This is a genomic window from Fibrobacter sp. UWB16 (assembly GCF_900215325.1).
Lineage (GTDB): Bacteria > Fibrobacterota > Fibrobacteria > Fibrobacterales > Fibrobacteraceae > Fibrobacter.
On sequence record NZ_OCMS01000001.1, the window covers coordinates 271,550 to 286,403 of the forward strand.

Consider the following 14,854-nt stretch of genomic DNA (forward strand, 5'->3'; position numbering starts at 1 on the left):
TCCCCGTCACCCTGAGCGTAGCGAAGGGTCCAGTCATTTCTCGTTTTCGCAATACAAGACTTAACTGGGTCCTTCACTTTGTTCAGGACGACGATGCAAAAAAGGAGCCGCGCAGGCTCCTTTAAATTTCATCTAATAACCAAAGACTAACGACCAACAGCCAATCGCTAGAACATCTTTCTCGTGTTGCGCTTGGGTGGCGGAGCAGCGTCCTTGCCCTTCCCTTTCTTCTTGGGCTGCGGGGCTTCGTAGCGGTTGTTCTCGACAACACCCTTGTTACTGAACAACGTAGCGTTATCCGCAGACTTTGTCTGCGACGAGAAATGGTTGCCGTCGCAACGTTCCGTCGGGCCGTAGCCCGCCGTGTAGAGGCAGTAAGTCTTTTCAGAGCAGAACTCACCAGCGATAAGGCCCGTGTGGTTGCAGATGCCACGGCTAATCACGCCAGGCGGAACCGGGAACGGGAGCTTCGGCAAATCCTTGTGCAACTTGGCCATCGTCGCCATCCAAATCGGGAGAGCGTCTTCGGTACCCGTATGACCGGCACCCATAGTCCCCGGCGTATCAGAACCGACCCACACGCCCATCGTATACTGCTTCGTGAAGCCGATGTACCACGTATCCGTGTAATCGTTCGTCGTACCCGTCTTACCGCCACTCGGGTGGCGGAAACCAGAAGCCCACACACGGCCGGCCGTACCGCGAACGTTCACGTCCTTGAGCATATCGACCATCAAGTAAGCCGATGCCGGGCGCAAGACCTCGTGTTCGACCTTGGAATTCTTCTCCACCACTTCACCATTGCGGTCCACGATAGATTCAATCATGTACGGCTCGATGCGGTTACCGCCGTTCGGGAACACCGTGTAAGCAGACGTCATTTCCATAAGCGTTGCACCCACGGAACCGAGAGCCAAGCTCGGAACCGCCTGCAACGGAGCGCGCTTGATGCCGAACTTGCGAGCGTAGTTCACCACGTTGCTGAGACCGTATTTCATACCGGTCAAAATAGCAGGAAGGTTCTTGGACTTGTACAGAGCGCGACGGAGCGTCATCATGCCTTCGAAGTCATGTTCGAAGTTACCCGGGCGCCAAACCTTGTTCGGGTTCTTGTCATCCGGATCCGGAATCGTCACCGGCTGGTCATTCACAGAGTCGCAGGGGCTAGCGCCGTTGTCCATTGCGGTCGAATAGACGATCGGCTTGAACGAAGAACCCGGCTGGCGCAAAGACTGCACGGCACGGTTCCACTTGGACTTGTTGAAGTCGCTACCGCCCACCATGGCGCGGATTGCACCAGTCTCATTCTCAATAATAATTGCGGCTACTTCTGCATGATGATAACGGATACTGTCCGGGAAACGGGCATACTGGCCACGCTTGTTGCGGACCGTATCAGCGGCAAGGTAATCCTTTTTGAAGAGCGTGTAGACGCTGTCGAAATGCGCGACAACGCTATCTTCGGGCATGTCGTACTTCTTGGTAAGCTGGAGCCTGCGGGTAGCGCGGTACTTGATGCGGCGACGGACGCGCTCGACCTGGGCATAGGCGACACTATCAAGGAAGGCCTGGATTTCCGGATCAATCGTACTATAGACGGACACGCCATCGGCATAGAGCGAATTTTCACCGTACTTCTTTTCCATGTACTTGCGTATTTCTTCGAAGAAATAAAGGCCCGTTCCGGTCACATCTTCTTTCTTGGCGAGCACAATCGGCTCTTCAATATACTTGCGGTATTCCTCGTTCGTGATATAGCCGGCATCGCGCATAGCATAGAGCACGGTGTTACGACGGCGCTTGGAAGCCTTCGGATGACGGTCAGGGCGGTACGTTTCGGGGCGCTGCAACATGCCTGCGAGCACAGCGTATTCCGGGATAGAAAGGCTATCGAGCGGCTTGCCGAAGTAGTACTTGCCTGCCGCCTGGAAACCGTAGTTACCGCCAGCGAGGTAAACTTCGTTCATGTAGAATTCGAGAATTTCTTCCTTCGTGTAGGTCTGTTCGATGCGGATAGCCGTCATCATTTCCTTGATCTTACGGGAAAGCGAGCGTTCCGGCGTGAGGAAGAGGAGCTTGGTGAGCTGCTGCGTCAAGGTCGATGCACCGCGGAGCTTGTTGCCCGAGACGGCACTTTCGATAAGCGCAGACGGAATCGCCCAAACGTTCATGCCCCAGTGCTTGTAGAACGCACGGTCTTCGGTCGCCATCACGGCATGGATCGCATTCAATGGAATCGAGTCGATGGACGTCCATTCGCGGCGTTCCACGAAGTATTCATGCGCAATTTGGCCATCCTTGTCGTAAATGTTCGTCACGAGTCGCGGATTAATCTGCTCGAGCTGCGTAAGCGACGGCAGTTCCGGCGAATAATGAATGTAGACGGCCAGCGCAGCGATAAACGCCACGAAAATCGGGCACATGAAAATAAAGAACCAGCGGAAAATCTTGTTGGCAAAGGCAATCTTCACCACGCTCCAAATTTTCAGCCAAACGAGGGAACCATACTTGACGATGGCCGCGCCTAAAATCTTCATGAATGATTTGAACTTATCCATTTTAAGTCACACTAAAAAAGTTTGGGGACAAAAATAGCTAAATGGTAAAAGTTGTTCAAACCAGAGCGAAGGAAATTAGGGGAAAATGAGGCCGGAAATGCGAAAAATGCAGCTGGGAATGCGCCGGGAAGTGATTAAAAATGCTGAAAATGCGATTGAAAATGCGCCCGGAACCGCGCAAGAGTCGCAAAAAGCGTACAAAAAGCTTATTTCGCAAAAATTTTCACTTTTTTCGCCCTTTACCCTTGACATAATTCTCGATTATTCTATATTTGGACCCGTCAACGAGAGAAGACAACAAAAACAAAACGCGGATGTAGCCCAACTGGATAGAGCGTTTGGCTACGAACCAAAAGGCTCCAGGTTCGAGTCCTGGCACCCGCAGAAGAGAAGACCAACCGAAAGGCTGGTCTTCTTTTTTTTCATCTTCGTCGTCCTGAAGCCAGTAGGGCTGAAGGACCCAAGTCACATTCTGCGTCTCCGTCATTCTGAACATTCCGCGTTCTCGTCACCCTGAGCGCAGCGAAGGGTCCAGTTATTTCTCGTTTCGCAATACAAGACTTCACTGGTTGTTTCGAGGCTATGCCTCTCAACATGACGCTAAACGCTTCGGCGTCAGAATGACAGCCAAAACATTCCGCGCTCTCGTCACCCTGAGCGCAGCGAAGGGTCCAGTTATATCTCGTATCACAACACAAGACTTTACTGGATGTTTCGAGGCTATGCCTCTCAACATGACGCTAAACGCTTCAGCGTCAGAATGACAGCCAAAACATTTCGCACTCTCGTCATTCTATTACCGCTTCTCCGTCATTTCGAACGAAGTGAGAAATCCAGTTATTTCTCGTTTCGCAATACAAGACTTTACTGGATGTTTCGAGGCTACGCCTCTCAACATGACGCTAAACGCTTCGGCGTCAGAATGACGCAACGGGCACAACCCTCTGAATGACGCCATAAAAAAGAGCCCTCTTGCCTCCCCTACTTGCTTTTGTGTATTTTCCTCCTTATGGAACAAAAAAGCTACACATACATTCTCTTCAGCGAAAGAAACGGCACCTTGTACGTAGGCGTAACGAATAATATTATTAGACGAGTTACAGAACACAAAGAAAAGCAAATCCCAGGATTTACCCAGCAATACGGAGTAGACAAACTAGGATACTTCGAAGAATACAACGATATACGTTTAGCAATCCAACGCGAAAAAGAACTAAAAGGATGGAACCGAAAAAAGAAAATTGCGCTAATAGAATCTATAAATCCACACTGGAACGATCTTTTCTACGAATTGCAGTAATCTAGCTTCTTCGTTATGCATCTCCATCATTCTAAGGAACGAAGTGACGAAGGACCCAGTTATATCTTGCATCGCATTCTCGTCATTCTGAGCGTAGCAAAGAATCCAGTCATTTCTTGCATCGCATTCTCGTCATTCTGAGCGTAGCGAAGAATCCAGTCATTTCTTGTATCACAACACAAAACTTTACTGGATGTTTCGAGGCTACGCCTCTCAACATGACGCTAAACGCTTCGGCGTCAGAATGACAGCCAAAACATTCCGCGCTCTCGTCACCCTGAGCGCAGCGAAGGATCCAGTCATTTCTCGTTTCGCAATACAAGACTTTACTGGATGTTTCGAGGCTACGCCTCTCAACATGACGCTAAACGCTTCAGCGTCAGAATGACGCAACGGGCACAGCCCTCTGAATGACGCCATAAAAAAGAGCCCTCTTGCCTCCCCTACTTGCTTTTGTGTATTTTCCTCCTTATGGAACAAAAAAGCTACACATACATTCTCTTCAGCGAAAGAAACGGCACCTTGTACGTAGGCGTAACGAATAATATTATTAGACGAGTTACAGAACACAAAGAAAAGCAAATCCCAGGATTTACCCAGCAATACGGAGTAGACAAACTAGGATACTTCGAAGAATACAACGATATACGTTTAGCAATCCAACGCGAAAAAGAACTAAAAGGATGGAACCGAAAAAAGAAAATTGCGCTAATAGAATCTATAAATCCACACTGGAACGACCTTTTCTACGAATTGCAGTAATCTAGCTTCTTCGTTATGCATCTCCATCATTCTAAGGAACGAAGTGACGAAGGACCCAGTTATATCTTGCATCGCATTCTCGTCATTCTGAGCGTAGCGAAGAATCCAGTTATTTCTTACATTGCATTCTCGTCATTCTATTACCGATTCTCCGTCATTTCGAACGAAGTGAGAAATCCAGTTATTTCTCGTTTCGCAATACAAGACTTTACTGGATGTTTCGAGGCTATGCCTCTCAACATGACGCTAAACGCTTCGGCGTCAGAATGACGGCCAAAACATTCCGCACTCTCGTCATTCTATTACCGCTTCTCCGTCATTTCGAACGAAGTGAGAAATCCAGTTATTTCTCGTTTCACAACACAAGACTTCACTGGATGTTTCGAGGCTACGCCTCTCAACATGACGCTAAACGCTTCGGCGTCAGAATGACAGCCAAAACATTCCGCGCTCTCGTCATTCTATTACCGCTTCTCCGTCATTTCAAACGAAGTGAGAAATCCAGTTATTTCTCGTATCACACACTCGTCACCCTGAGCGCAGCGAAGAATCCAGTTATTTCTCGTATCACAACACAAGACTTTACTGGATGTTTCGAGGCTACGCCTCTCAACATGACGCTAAACGCTTCGGCGTCAGAATGACGCAGCACAAGACTTTACTGGATCCTTCGGGCTTTCAGCCCTCAGGATGACGCAATAGAAAACGTTACAAGCTTTTGGGGTGGAAGCTTTTGCGGTGGGCTGGTGTGAAGCCTTGGCGGCGGATGGCGTCGAGATGAGCCTTGGTGCCGTAACCGGCGTGTTTGTCGAAGCCGTAACCCGGATAAAGTTCTTCTAATTTATCCATATAGCGGTCACGGAATACTTTCGCGAGAATCGAGGCTGCCGAGATGCTTGCGATGCGGCCATCGCCTTTGACGATGGGCATCTGGATGTCTTGCGGCATCTTATCGATTTTGAGATTGCCATCGACAGCAATGAGGATTTTAGGGAAACCGTTACTGGATCCTTCATTTCGCTGCGCTTCATTCAGGATGACATTTGCGGCATCTTTCAAAGAGCCTTTGACTTCGATGGGGATTTCGGGGGCAGTTTCGTTCAAGCCCGGGAACCCAAGCGCTTGCAAGGCACGGCGCATCGCCAAGAAGTCCGCTTCAAGAATGTTGATCTCGTCAATTTCTTCGACGCTAGCACTTGCAATCGCATAGCATGCACAGGCGTCCTTAACCGCATCAAACATCGCTTCGCGCTTTGGGCGAGAAAGCTTTTTGGAATCGTTCAGCGTCAAGAGTGCATCGGGCGACTTGAGCACCGCAGCACAAGCCACAACAGGACCCGCGAGCGGTCCACGCCCAACTTCGTCAATGCCCACGACAATTGCGGAATTTTCCGCAGCGTTTCCAGAAAGCGCACCATTCGCACCCGCAGAAAACAAGTCCAAGTCACCGCCAAACGCGAGAGGATTAGCCGCGAACTTGCGCAGCGCCACCTCCCCTTCTACCGGGGATTCAATGTTTTCAAGGAATGCGGGCAGTTTGAATTTCATAAGCCAAAAATTAGATAATGTAGGAGCAACACAAAACGCTTCATCGTCATTTTCTGCGATTAGCATTCGTCATTCTGAACATCTCGCACTCGTCACCCTGAGCATAGCGAAGGGTCCAGTTACATTCCGCTTCTCCGTCATTTCGAACGAAGTGAGAAATCCAGTCATTTCTCGTTTCGCAATACAAGACTTCACTGGATGTTTCGAGGCTTAGCCTCTCAACATGACGCGGTTCAAGAAGCTCTCAGGATGACATTAACGCAAACCCAGCGACTTGGCGTAGTCGCGAATAGTCTTCCAGTACAAAGCGTGTTCTTGCACGAGGACGCGGGCGGCAAGCGTATCGGCTGTATCGTCCGGCATCACAGGAACCTTGGTCTGCGCCAAGATGCGACCGCGGTCAATTTCTTCACTGACGAGATGCACCGTCGGGCCCGATTCCGTTTCGTGCGCGGCAAGCACAGCCTCATGAACGTGATGTCCAAAGAAACCTTTACCGCCAAACTTCGGCAAAAGCGACGGATGAATGTTCAAAATGCGATCCGGCATACGCTTGAGCATGCAAAGCGGGAGCGCCTTCATGTAGCCCGCCAAAATCAAAAGGTCTACATTGTACTTGTCGAGAACTTCAAGCATAGCCGCTTCGAACGCCGCCTGATCCGGATGAGTCTTACCCGAAATGTGATGCACCGGGATTCCGAATTCTTCGGCATGATGCACAGCACCACAACCCGCGTTGTTCGTAATCAAAAACTTGCACTGGGCTTCGAGGTCACCCTCGCCAATGTGATCAATAATCGCTTTGAAGTTGCTTCCACCGCCGGAAGCCATGACGCCAATTTTAAACATGGGCCAAATATAACTATTTGTGGTCAATTCCGGGCGGGGTGCGGAGATAATAGATGACGCACGGGACCGTTATGCAGACAACCCAGACTAAAAAATTGACGTAGACAAACCACGATTCAAAAGTCACGTGGGCTGGGATAACGTAAGCTTTCAACAGGGAAAACACGACGATGAGGAAAACGCCGGGAAGCATATGTGCAATCAACTTAGTCATATCCTAAAAATAATTCAAATCAAAAACATTTCATGTAAAAAGAGTGAAAATTCTACGTCGTCCTGAGGAACAACGTGACGAAGGACCCAGTTATTTCTTGTTTCACACTCGTCATTCCGAACGAAGTGAGGAATCCAGTTATTTCTCGTTTCTCAATACAAGACTTTACTAGATGGGGCAAGCCCCAACCTCTTCGGCTCGGTTATATCCATGCAAGCATGGCTGCAACACTCGCCTTTCGAGGTTGTCTTCCGCCTTCGGCGTCAGGATGACGCACTCGTCTTTCGTCTAATTACTATCTTTCCTCCCGTATAAACCTTTAAATATCGGATCTCATTATGAGCATTAAAGATTATCTCGCCGGTGCAAAACAAGCCGGAACCGTTCAAAAATTGATGACCCCGGGCCTCGCAGTGGAATTTATCCAGCCCTGGTACACTCCGCTTTCTACCACGCCTTCGACGACAGGTATTGCAGTGGGTGGTATTGGTTCTACGTTTACCGCAACGCCTGCAGGCACGACTCCCGTGATGAACGTGATGCCGGGTGTTCAGGTTCGCACCGAAAAGCCGTCTGACCTCCGCTTCAACAACTTCTTCTTCAAGGAAGCTGTGCTCAGCGCAAAGGCCGCGCTCGTGATTGGCAACTTCGCCGCATTCGGCATTTACAACAACAACTTCCCGCTCCTCGACGAGAGCGGCGCACGCGTTTTCAGCGACGCCGACATGAAGGACCAGAAGAAGGCCGAAGCCAAGCTCAACAAGGTTCTCGCCGACAAGACTTTCTTCGAAACGAACAAGGCCGCTTTTGAACGCTGGCACATCCAGTTCAGCGACCGCACCCAGGCTTTGATCGCAGCAGGCAAGGACACCGCCGCCATCAACCGCGCCGTACTCATCGACTTCTTCGACGGCATGGTTGGCGAAAAGGCAGCCCGCGAAGGCGCTCTCACCGCCGCTTGGACAAACGACAGCGAATTCCTCGGCCAGCCGGGCTATGACGCAGCAAAGATGAAGTACACCGCCCTCTATCCGGTTAGCGAAACTGTTTATGAAGGCAAGGGTGTCGCCATCACCAAGACGCAGTCTAGCTATGTGACTCCGGGCGACGAACGCCTCTCCAGCCTCCCGGTGAACGCTACCGTCTTTACGCTCGAAAACAACACCAAGGAAACCCGCGAAGTGACGATTGTCCAGATTCAGGACAGCATCACGGGCTACATGGCCAAGAAGGATCGCCAGGGCGTTCAGGACTCTAGCTTTGTTCTCGTTCCGGCAGCACGTTTCCCGAAGGGTGTACAGTTCGACAAGGAACTCGAAGATGGCCGCTCTGTTCGCGGTATCGAATTTTATAACGAAAAGGCTCTCGCCGAAAGCGACTTCAACGGTTGCATGGGCGTGAGCGTGGCTTGGAACAAGAAGGACAACCTCAATGTTTCCGTGAAGCCGATGTTCTATCAGGATGACGCCAAGTCCGTCTTGAAGGCAGCACTCCAGAGCGGTCGCGTTGCAAACTCCTGGGTCAAGAACGTCTACAGCGGTCGTGAAACGATTGCCGGCGCCATCGCCGTTACCGCAGTCCTCAAGCCGAAGCAGAAGGTCAGTTTCCAGTTCAACATGGTGCTCGACTTCCCGGAAATCAAGCTGAACAAGCTCACTTCCGCCAAGAAGTACACCGCATTCTACCCGGAAGCATACGGCCGCGTAGTCGCCCTCCTTACGGAAGCTCTCGCTGCCGACAAGACTTTCGATGATCGCCTCAAGGCATTTGAAAACCTTGTTCCGAAGAAGCCGGTTGCAAAGCTCTACAAGACTGCCGCCAAGCAGGCTGAATTCAAGAGCCTCGCCATCAACACGCTCAGCTTCCTCGCCGAAGCCACCGTGTGGGACAAGGAAGACCGCTTCCTCGTTCGTGAATGCGCCGACTATCCGTTCTTCAACTCTCTCGACGTTTACTTCTACGGCAGCTTTAGCTTGCTCGCCCTCATGCCGCGCCTCGATGGCGTTGTGATGAAGCTCTTTGGCGATGCCATCCTCGCCGTGAACGAAAACCGTCGTCGCCACCACGAATTTGTGAACCTCCCCTACGCCGACCTCCCGGACCCGAAGCTCGAAGGCCCGCGCGCTGTCCGTGGCGCTGTGATTCACGACCTCGGTAGCCCCTTCGACGCCGAACCGGATGCCTACGACTGGCACAACGTGAAGGAATGGAAGGACCTCGCTCCGAAATACGTGCTCATGGTCTACCGTCACTACCACAAGACGAAAGACATGCAGAGCCTCGCAGATTGCAAGGAAGCAGTTTACGCCGCAATGGAATACCTCGAAAAGATGGTGAACCCGGGCGAAAACTTCCCGCTCACGCACGGTACGGACGATACGTTCGACAACCTCTGCAGCTACGGCATCTCCGTTTACTGCGGTTCCCTCTGGATTGCAGGCCTCCGCGCTGCCGCTAAGATTGCAGAACTCCTCGGCGATAACGATCAGGCCGCCAAGTGGAACGCCAAGTCCGAAGCCGCCAACAAGGAATTCACGGAATCTCTCTGGGACGAAAACGAAGGCTACTTCCGCTTCTTCGTGACCCCGATGGAAATGAAGGACTTGAACGTCGAAAAGTACGCTGAACTCCGCGAAGCCGTGAAGGTCTCCCTGGAACTCCCGGAAGATCCGAACGCTGGCGTCAAGGCTATTAACGAATGGCTCTGCGCAGGCGAAATCCCGGACGGCGAAGACCTCTCCAAGAACGAACTCCGCGGCCTCAAGAAGGCTTGGATTACGGCTCAGTGCAAGGAAGCCTTCACCAAGAGCTGGGAAGCAAAGATTGCCAACGACTGCGACGATGTGTTCGCCGATACGATGCTTGCCGATACCTACCTCCGCTTGCTCGACCTCGAACCGATCACCGACAGCGCCAAGGCCAAGTCTAACTTGCTCAGAATTTTCAATACGAACTATAAGGCCAACAGCCCGCTCATCGGTGCCGCAAACCTTGTCCGTAAGGATGGTTCTCCGCTGGATGAATTCAACTTCCAGGCTCACGACGTTTGGATTGGCATCCAGTACAGCATCATGACCGCCATGATGTTCCACGGTTTGGAAAAGGAAGCCTCCGTGCTCGCCGATTCCATGATCGGAAACCTCTATGACGAAGCTCGCGTTCCGTTCGCTGCACCGGAAGGATTCAACGGTTCTTGCCGTCTCCACCCGGAAGCACTCGTTGCAAAGTTCGGCCTCAGCGCAACTGCCGCCGACAAGATGCACAAGGAACTCTTGAAGAAGGGCGCTCTCCTCGCCGACTCCCGCATCAGCCCGAAGCTCCCGCGCAATCTCGCTGCCTTCACAAAATCATTCGGCGCCATTGCCAAGAGCAACAAGGTCGATGTGAACGAACTCTTCACGCTCCTCCACAGCACGGCACTCAAGTACACCGCTGGTAAGTACTTCCGTCCGGGCATGGTATTCGCTCTCTTGTACAAGTAAACTCAAGTTGTCATTCCCGCCACCGAGCGGGAATCGCCCTTAACAATCAAGAAAAGCGTTCCGGATTGGAACGCTTTTTTCGCATTTAGATATCCATTTTGCTCCTAAAGATTTATTTTTTACCTCGAAGGAGAACGAAATGACTCATAAGAAAACGATTCATAGAAGTCTTATTCTTGGTAGCGCCGTCTTTATTGCATTCATGTGCTTTTTGCTTTCGATCCAGGCCTACCTCACCTACTCTCAGTCGCTTTACAAACGTTACGATGACAAGCTCAGCAACATCCTGAACTACGCCACCAACCGCATAGACCTCGACGACCTTTACCAAAACACCATCACCGGCCAAAAGACCGAAAAATACAACGATGTGCAACAGCTGCTCAACGGCATGGTCGACGACTTCGAACTGTTCTACCTCTACTCCCTTTTCGTGCGTAACGATTCCATGTACAATATCTGCTCGGCCACAAGCAAGGCTGAACGTGAACGTGGCGAAGAAGACATGAAGTTACTGGAACCAACTGACGCGTATGAACTTTCTGAAATTCGAAAATTCGCCAAGGCCATGACGAAGGATGAAATTTCATACTTCGAAGAAGATTCCGAATGGGGCCCCGCCTACACCGCCTGTAAACCATACGTCAATTCGTTAGGTGTGCATTTTGGCGTCATCTGCGCGGACGTTTCCATCGCCGAACTCCACAAGACAGTCAACAGCTACGTTGTCTATAACGTTGTACTCTCACTCGGTTTAGGCTTGCTATTCGCGCTGATTTTGATTATCTGGTTGCGTCGCAACGTGACCGGGCCAATTCTTGAACTCGAAAAGAGCGCCCGTCATTTTGCCGAGAAGAGCCGCGGCAAAAAGTCACCCGACGAGCTTATCTTCGATGCACCGGACATCCACACCGACAACGAAGTCGAATCGCTTTCGAACGCCATTTCACAGATGTCGCAGGACATGCGCACTTACGTACAAGGTCTTTTAGAAGGCGAAGAACAGGCGCGTTCCGCCCAGGAACAAGCCGAAGACATGACGCAGCTTGCCTTCAAGGACTCGTTAACCCACGTCAACAGCAAGGTCGCCTACGACAAGATGAAGGATACTTTGCAGGAACAAATCGAAAAGGGCAGCACAACATTTGGCTTTGTCATGATAGACCTCAACGACCTCAAGGACGTCAATGACCACTATGGCCACGACTGCGGAGACAAATACATTTTAGGCTGTTGCCATATATTCTGCAACATTTATAAGCAATCCCCCATTTACAGAGTCGGTGGCGACGAATTTGTCGTCTTGTTGCAAAACAGCGATTACAAGAACAAGGACAAGTTAATTAAAGTTATCGAATCGGAATTTAAAAAGACTCGAAACAACAAGTCACGCAAGCCTTGGGAACGCTATTCTGTCGCTTATGGCATGGCAGAATACAAGCCCGGCGATACCGTCGACAATGTATTCAAGCGCGCTGACGAAAGCATGTACCACAAGAAAATGGAAATCAAGAATTCTCCAAAAGCTTAAAAGCATGAAAGCCTCCCCGAAGGGAGGCTTTTTAGCACTGCTATCTTTGTTTAAAGATGCAATTCAACCTTTTTATGCGCATTCGGGTCGTTCTTGGCAACCGCGTACAACAACGCTGCCATATAGATAATCATGCAAATGATACTATGGACGACCTCATCACCATTCAACCCCATAAAACGATCCGAAGCCGCGACAGTGCTCAAAGAAAATATGCTATACAAATACACGAGCACCCTAGACGTCACACGAACAATAGCCTTTTTCGTCTTTGTTTTATAAAGCAATCCAATCAGGACAATCAAGAGAAAGGACACAAAAAGCGTATACGCATACAAAATCAAAATCCGCAAGAAATCCATTTTCACCTCTTTTGGATTCAATATAAAAAAGAATCAGTCCTAATATCACTTTTTTTCTTATTTCTAGCCACTCGGAACTAGCTACAAACAGCTACTTTTTCTACATTTGCTTGCACTATGAGCTTAAAATTTGATACTCCCATTACCGAAGTTCCGCTGTTCCACCAGGGTAAAGTACGTGACATGTACGACCTCGGCGACAGCTTCCTGATGGTCGCTAGCGACCGTCTTTCCGCTTTTGACGTGGTGCTCCCCACCCCGATTCCTGGTAAGGGCAAAATCCTCAACCAGCTTTCGCTGTTCTGGTTCCAGCACCTCGGCATGAAGAACCACCTCATCACCGCCGACGTGAACGAATACCCGGCCGTGCTCAAGAAGCACGCCGACTACCTCCGCGGCCGTTCCATGATCGTGAAGAAGGCTCACCGCCACTCCGTCGAATGCATCGTGCGCGGTTACATCGTCGGTTCTGGCTGGAAGGACTACCAGAAGACCGGTAAGATCTGCGGCCATGTTCTCCCGGAAGGCCTGCAGCTCTGCCAGAAGCTGGAAAAACCGCTCTACACGCCGAGCACCAAGCCGGACGTAGGCCACGACGAAAACATCAGCTTCGAACAGACTTTCGATATCGTAGGCGAAAAGGTTGCAACGACTCTCCGTGACATGTCCCTCGACATCTACACGAAGGCCCGCGACTACGCCGCAAGCAAGGGCATCATCCTTGCCGACACCAAGTTCGAATTCGGTGAAATCGACGGCGAAACCATCCTCATCGACGAAGTTCTCACTCCGGACTCCAGCCGCTACTGGCCCGCAGACAAGTACCAGGTAGGCAAGAACCAGGAAAGTTTCGACAAGCAGTACGTTCGCGACTGGCTCGAAACACTCGACTGGGGCAAGACCTACCCGGGTCCGGAAATTCCGGCAGACGTCGTGAAGAACACGCTCGCCAAGTACGAAGAAATCTTCGTGCGCCTCACCGGCAAGCAGCCGGAACTGTAAGAGACCGCTCGGCTCTATCGCATAAGCAAGAATGTGATTTCGCCTCGCTCTCGCAACCACTCCTCGTTAATACGAGGAGTTTGTTGCTCACGGAGACCGCTCGACTCTATCGCATAAACAAGAATGTGATAATAAAAACGCGCAGACCTTCGGGCCTGCGTTTTTCTTTTTGCGTCATGTTGAGCGACAAAGTCGCGAAACATCCAGTAAAGTCTTGTATAACGTCATTCTGAACGGCGAAGCCGTGAAGAATCCAGTAAAGTCTTGTATTGCGAAACGAGAAATGACTGGATTCCTCACTTCGTTCGGAATGACGAAGCGAGTAGATTGCTCAGGGTGACGAGAGTGCGGAATGTTCGGAATGACGAAGATGCAACAATTACTCCAAATAGTATTCCCGGAGTGCGTCAATGGTAGCGGAAGGCACATGCATCCGCTGCGTGATAAAATTCAATAGCGATCCGTATTCCGCATTGATGCGCTTGAGCGGAATTTCAAGATACTCGCGCTTGACACTCACCAAGAAATGCAGAATGTCGAGTTGCTCTTCCGTCATTCCCGATTCACGACCTTTGGCAGTCATTGCTTCAAGCGGCTTGCGGTACGAGTTTTCGGATTCCGCGTAATCGTCTAGAATAGCGTTATCGTCGGCACCGAGAGCGGCGAGCATCAACGCCGAGCAAAAGCCACAGCGGTCCTTGCCCGAAGTACAGTGCCACAAAACAGGCGACCCCTTTTGCGCACGAATCGTTTCAAAAACTTTCGCATACTGCGAGCTAGCATAATCGCTATCGACAAAATAATTATAGAGTTTATCCTTTAACGTATTTGCAATCGGATGGCGCGCAATGCCAAAAAGGAATTCCATAAAGTCCACGCCCGTCGCAGGCACCACCTGGTCCTTGTTGAAAGCATCGCCATGCATGGAATCATCCAAAACAGGAATCAAAGCGGAATCCATTCCATCAAGGAGCTTGTCCGGCTTTTGCATGTATTCAAAGTCAGAGCGCAAATCAATCACCAGATGAACGCCAAAATCATCACGCAGGCGGTGCAAATCATGGTCCGAGGCCTTGGACAAGTTGCTACTGCGAAAGAGCAAATTGTGCTTGACACGAGAACCACCCGCCGGAATTCCGCCGAGCTGTCGCGCATTATCAATCGATTCAAACTTTAAAACATTAGCCATAAGCTCCCCTTTTATTGACTTTGTCATGCCTGCGAAAGCGGGCATCTCCCATTCTTT

At 50.6% G+C, this 14,854-nt stretch carries 12 protein-coding genes and 1 tRNA gene; 7 read left to right on the forward strand and 6 right to left on the reverse strand.

What is annotated here, in order from left to right:
- Positions 1-167: 167 nt before the first annotated feature.
- Positions 168-2,558, reverse strand: coding sequence for a penicillin-binding protein 1A (locus CRN95_RS01155; RefSeq protein WP_097019865.1), 2,391 nt, complete (start codon positions 2,556-2,558; stop codon positions 168-170).
- A 310-nt stretch (positions 2,559-2,868) separates the two neighbouring features.
- Between CRN95_RS01155 and CRN95_RS01160 the strand changes: the two genes are divergently transcribed.
- The 4 genes from CRN95_RS01160 (at position 2,869) to CRN95_RS14605 (ending at position 4,890) form a co-directional block, all read left to right on the forward strand.
- Positions 2,869-2,942, forward strand: a tRNA-Arg gene (locus CRN95_RS01160).
- 625 nt (positions 2,943-3,567) lie between these two features.
- On the forward strand, positions 3,568-3,858 hold the full coding sequence (locus tag CRN95_RS01165; RefSeq protein ID WP_088629751.1) for a GIY-YIG nuclease family protein: 291 nt from the start codon (positions 3,568-3,570) through the stop codon (positions 3,856-3,858).
- Positions 3,859-4,329: 471 nt separating this feature from the next.
- Positions 4,330-4,620, forward strand: a complete 291-nt coding sequence (locus CRN95_RS01170) for a GIY-YIG nuclease family protein (protein ID WP_088629751.1) — start codon at positions 4,330-4,332, stop codon at positions 4,618-4,620.
- A gap of 15 nt (positions 4,621-4,635) precedes the next feature.
- Positions 4,636-4,890 carry a hypothetical protein gene (locus CRN95_RS14605; protein ID WP_145993951.1) on the forward strand — a complete coding sequence of 85 codons (255 nt, stop codon included), beginning with the start codon at positions 4,636-4,638 and terminating at the stop codon, positions 4,888-4,890.
- Between the two features lie 438 nt (positions 4,891-5,328).
- On the opposite strand, the gene CRN95_RS01175 is transcribed toward CRN95_RS14605, so the two are convergent.
- The 3 genes from CRN95_RS01175 to CRN95_RS01185 all read right to left on the reverse strand — a co-directional run bounded on the left by CRN95_RS01175 (position 5,329) and on the right by CRN95_RS01185 (position 7,231).
- Positions 5,329-6,168: a ribonuclease HII gene (locus CRN95_RS01175; RefSeq protein WP_097020276.1), complete on the reverse strand. Its 840-nt coding sequence runs from the start codon at positions 6,166-6,168 to the stop codon at positions 5,329-5,331.
- Positions 6,169-6,423: 255 nt separating this feature from the next.
- On the reverse strand, positions 6,424-7,017 hold the full coding sequence (purN, locus tag CRN95_RS01180; RefSeq protein ID WP_097019866.1) for a phosphoribosylglycinamide formyltransferase: 594 nt from the start codon (positions 7,015-7,017) through the stop codon (positions 6,424-6,426).
- Between the two features lie 13 nt (positions 7,018-7,030).
- Positions 7,031-7,231 carry a hypothetical protein gene (locus CRN95_RS01185; RefSeq protein WP_014547299.1) on the reverse strand — a complete coding sequence of 67 codons (201 nt, stop codon included), beginning with the start codon at positions 7,229-7,231 and terminating at the stop codon, positions 7,031-7,033.
- A 338-nt stretch (positions 7,232-7,569) separates the two neighbouring features.
- Here CRN95_RS01185 and CRN95_RS01190 point away from each other — a divergent pair, with 338 nt between their 5' ends.
- Both CRN95_RS01190 and CRN95_RS01195 read left to right on the forward strand, forming a co-directional pair.
- Complete coding sequence (locus tag CRN95_RS01190) at positions 7,570-10,713, forward strand: GH116 family glycosyl hydrolase (protein ID WP_097019867.1); 3,144 nt, start codon at positions 7,570-7,572, stop codon at positions 10,711-10,713.
- Positions 10,714-10,852: 139 nt separating this feature from the next.
- Positions 10,853-12,244, forward strand: coding sequence for a GGDEF domain-containing protein (locus CRN95_RS01195; RefSeq protein ID WP_097019868.1), 1,392 nt, complete (start codon positions 10,853-10,855; stop codon positions 12,242-12,244).
- A 50-nt stretch (positions 12,245-12,294) separates the two neighbouring features.
- On the opposite strand, the gene CRN95_RS01200 is transcribed toward CRN95_RS01195, so the two are convergent.
- On the reverse strand, positions 12,295-12,606 hold the full coding sequence (locus CRN95_RS01200) for a hypothetical protein (protein ID WP_097019869.1): 312 nt from the start codon (positions 12,604-12,606) through the stop codon (positions 12,295-12,297).
- Positions 12,607-12,723: 117 nt separating this feature from the next.
- Between CRN95_RS01200 and CRN95_RS01205 the strand changes: the two genes are divergently transcribed.
- Positions 12,724-13,608 (forward strand): phosphoribosylaminoimidazolesuccinocarboxamide synthase, encoded by an 885-nt coding sequence (locus tag CRN95_RS01205; RefSeq protein ID WP_072828256.1) that lies wholly within the window; start codon positions 12,724-12,726, stop codon positions 13,606-13,608.
- 379 nt (positions 13,609-13,987) lie between these two features.
- Here the strand turns inward: CRN95_RS01205 and CRN95_RS01210 are convergent, their stop codons facing one another.
- Complete coding sequence (locus CRN95_RS01210) at positions 13,988-14,797, reverse strand: tyrosine-protein phosphatase (protein WP_097019870.1); 810 nt, start codon at positions 14,795-14,797, stop codon at positions 13,988-13,990.
- Between the last annotated feature and the right edge of the window lie 57 nt (positions 14,798-14,854).

Coding starts and splice junctions, on each gene's coding strand:
- CRN95_RS01155 (WP_097019865.1), bottom strand. CDS start 2,558: ATGGATAAGTTCAAATCATTCATGAAGATTTTAGGCGCGGCCATCGTC.
- CRN95_RS01165 (WP_088629751.1), top strand. CDS start 3,568: ATGGAACAAAAAAGCTACACATACATTCTCTTCAGCGAAAGAAACGGC.
- CRN95_RS01170 (WP_088629751.1), top strand. CDS start 4,330: ATGGAACAAAAAAGCTACACATACATTCTCTTCAGCGAAAGAAACGGC.
- CRN95_RS14605 (WP_145993951.1), top strand. CDS start 4,636: ATGCATCTCCATCATTCTAAGGAACGAAGTGACGAAGGACCCAGTTAT.
- CRN95_RS01175 (WP_097020276.1), bottom strand. CDS start 6,168: ATGAAATTCAAACTGCCCGCATTCCTTGAAAACATTGAATCCCCGGTA.
- purN (WP_097019866.1), bottom strand. CDS start 7,017: ATGTTTAAAATTGGCGTCATGGCTTCCGGCGGTGGAAGCAACTTCAAA.
- CRN95_RS01185 (WP_014547299.1), bottom strand. CDS start 7,231: ATGACTAAGTTGATTGCACATATGCTTCCCGGCGTTTTCCTCATCGTC.
- CRN95_RS01190 (WP_097019867.1), top strand. CDS start 7,570: ATGAGCATTAAAGATTATCTCGCCGGTGCAAAACAAGCCGGAACCGTT.
- CRN95_RS01195 (WP_097019868.1), top strand. CDS start 10,853: ATGACTCATAAGAAAACGATTCATAGAAGTCTTATTCTTGGTAGCGCC.
- CRN95_RS01200 (WP_097019869.1), bottom strand. CDS start 12,606: ATGGATTTCTTGCGGATTTTGATTTTGTATGCGTATACGCTTTTTGTG.
- CRN95_RS01205 (WP_072828256.1), top strand. CDS start 12,724: ATGAGCTTAAAATTTGATACTCCCATTACCGAAGTTCCGCTGTTCCAC.
- CRN95_RS01210 (WP_097019870.1), bottom strand. CDS start 14,797: ATGGCTAATGTTTTAAAGTTTGAATCGATTGATAATGCGCGACAGCTC.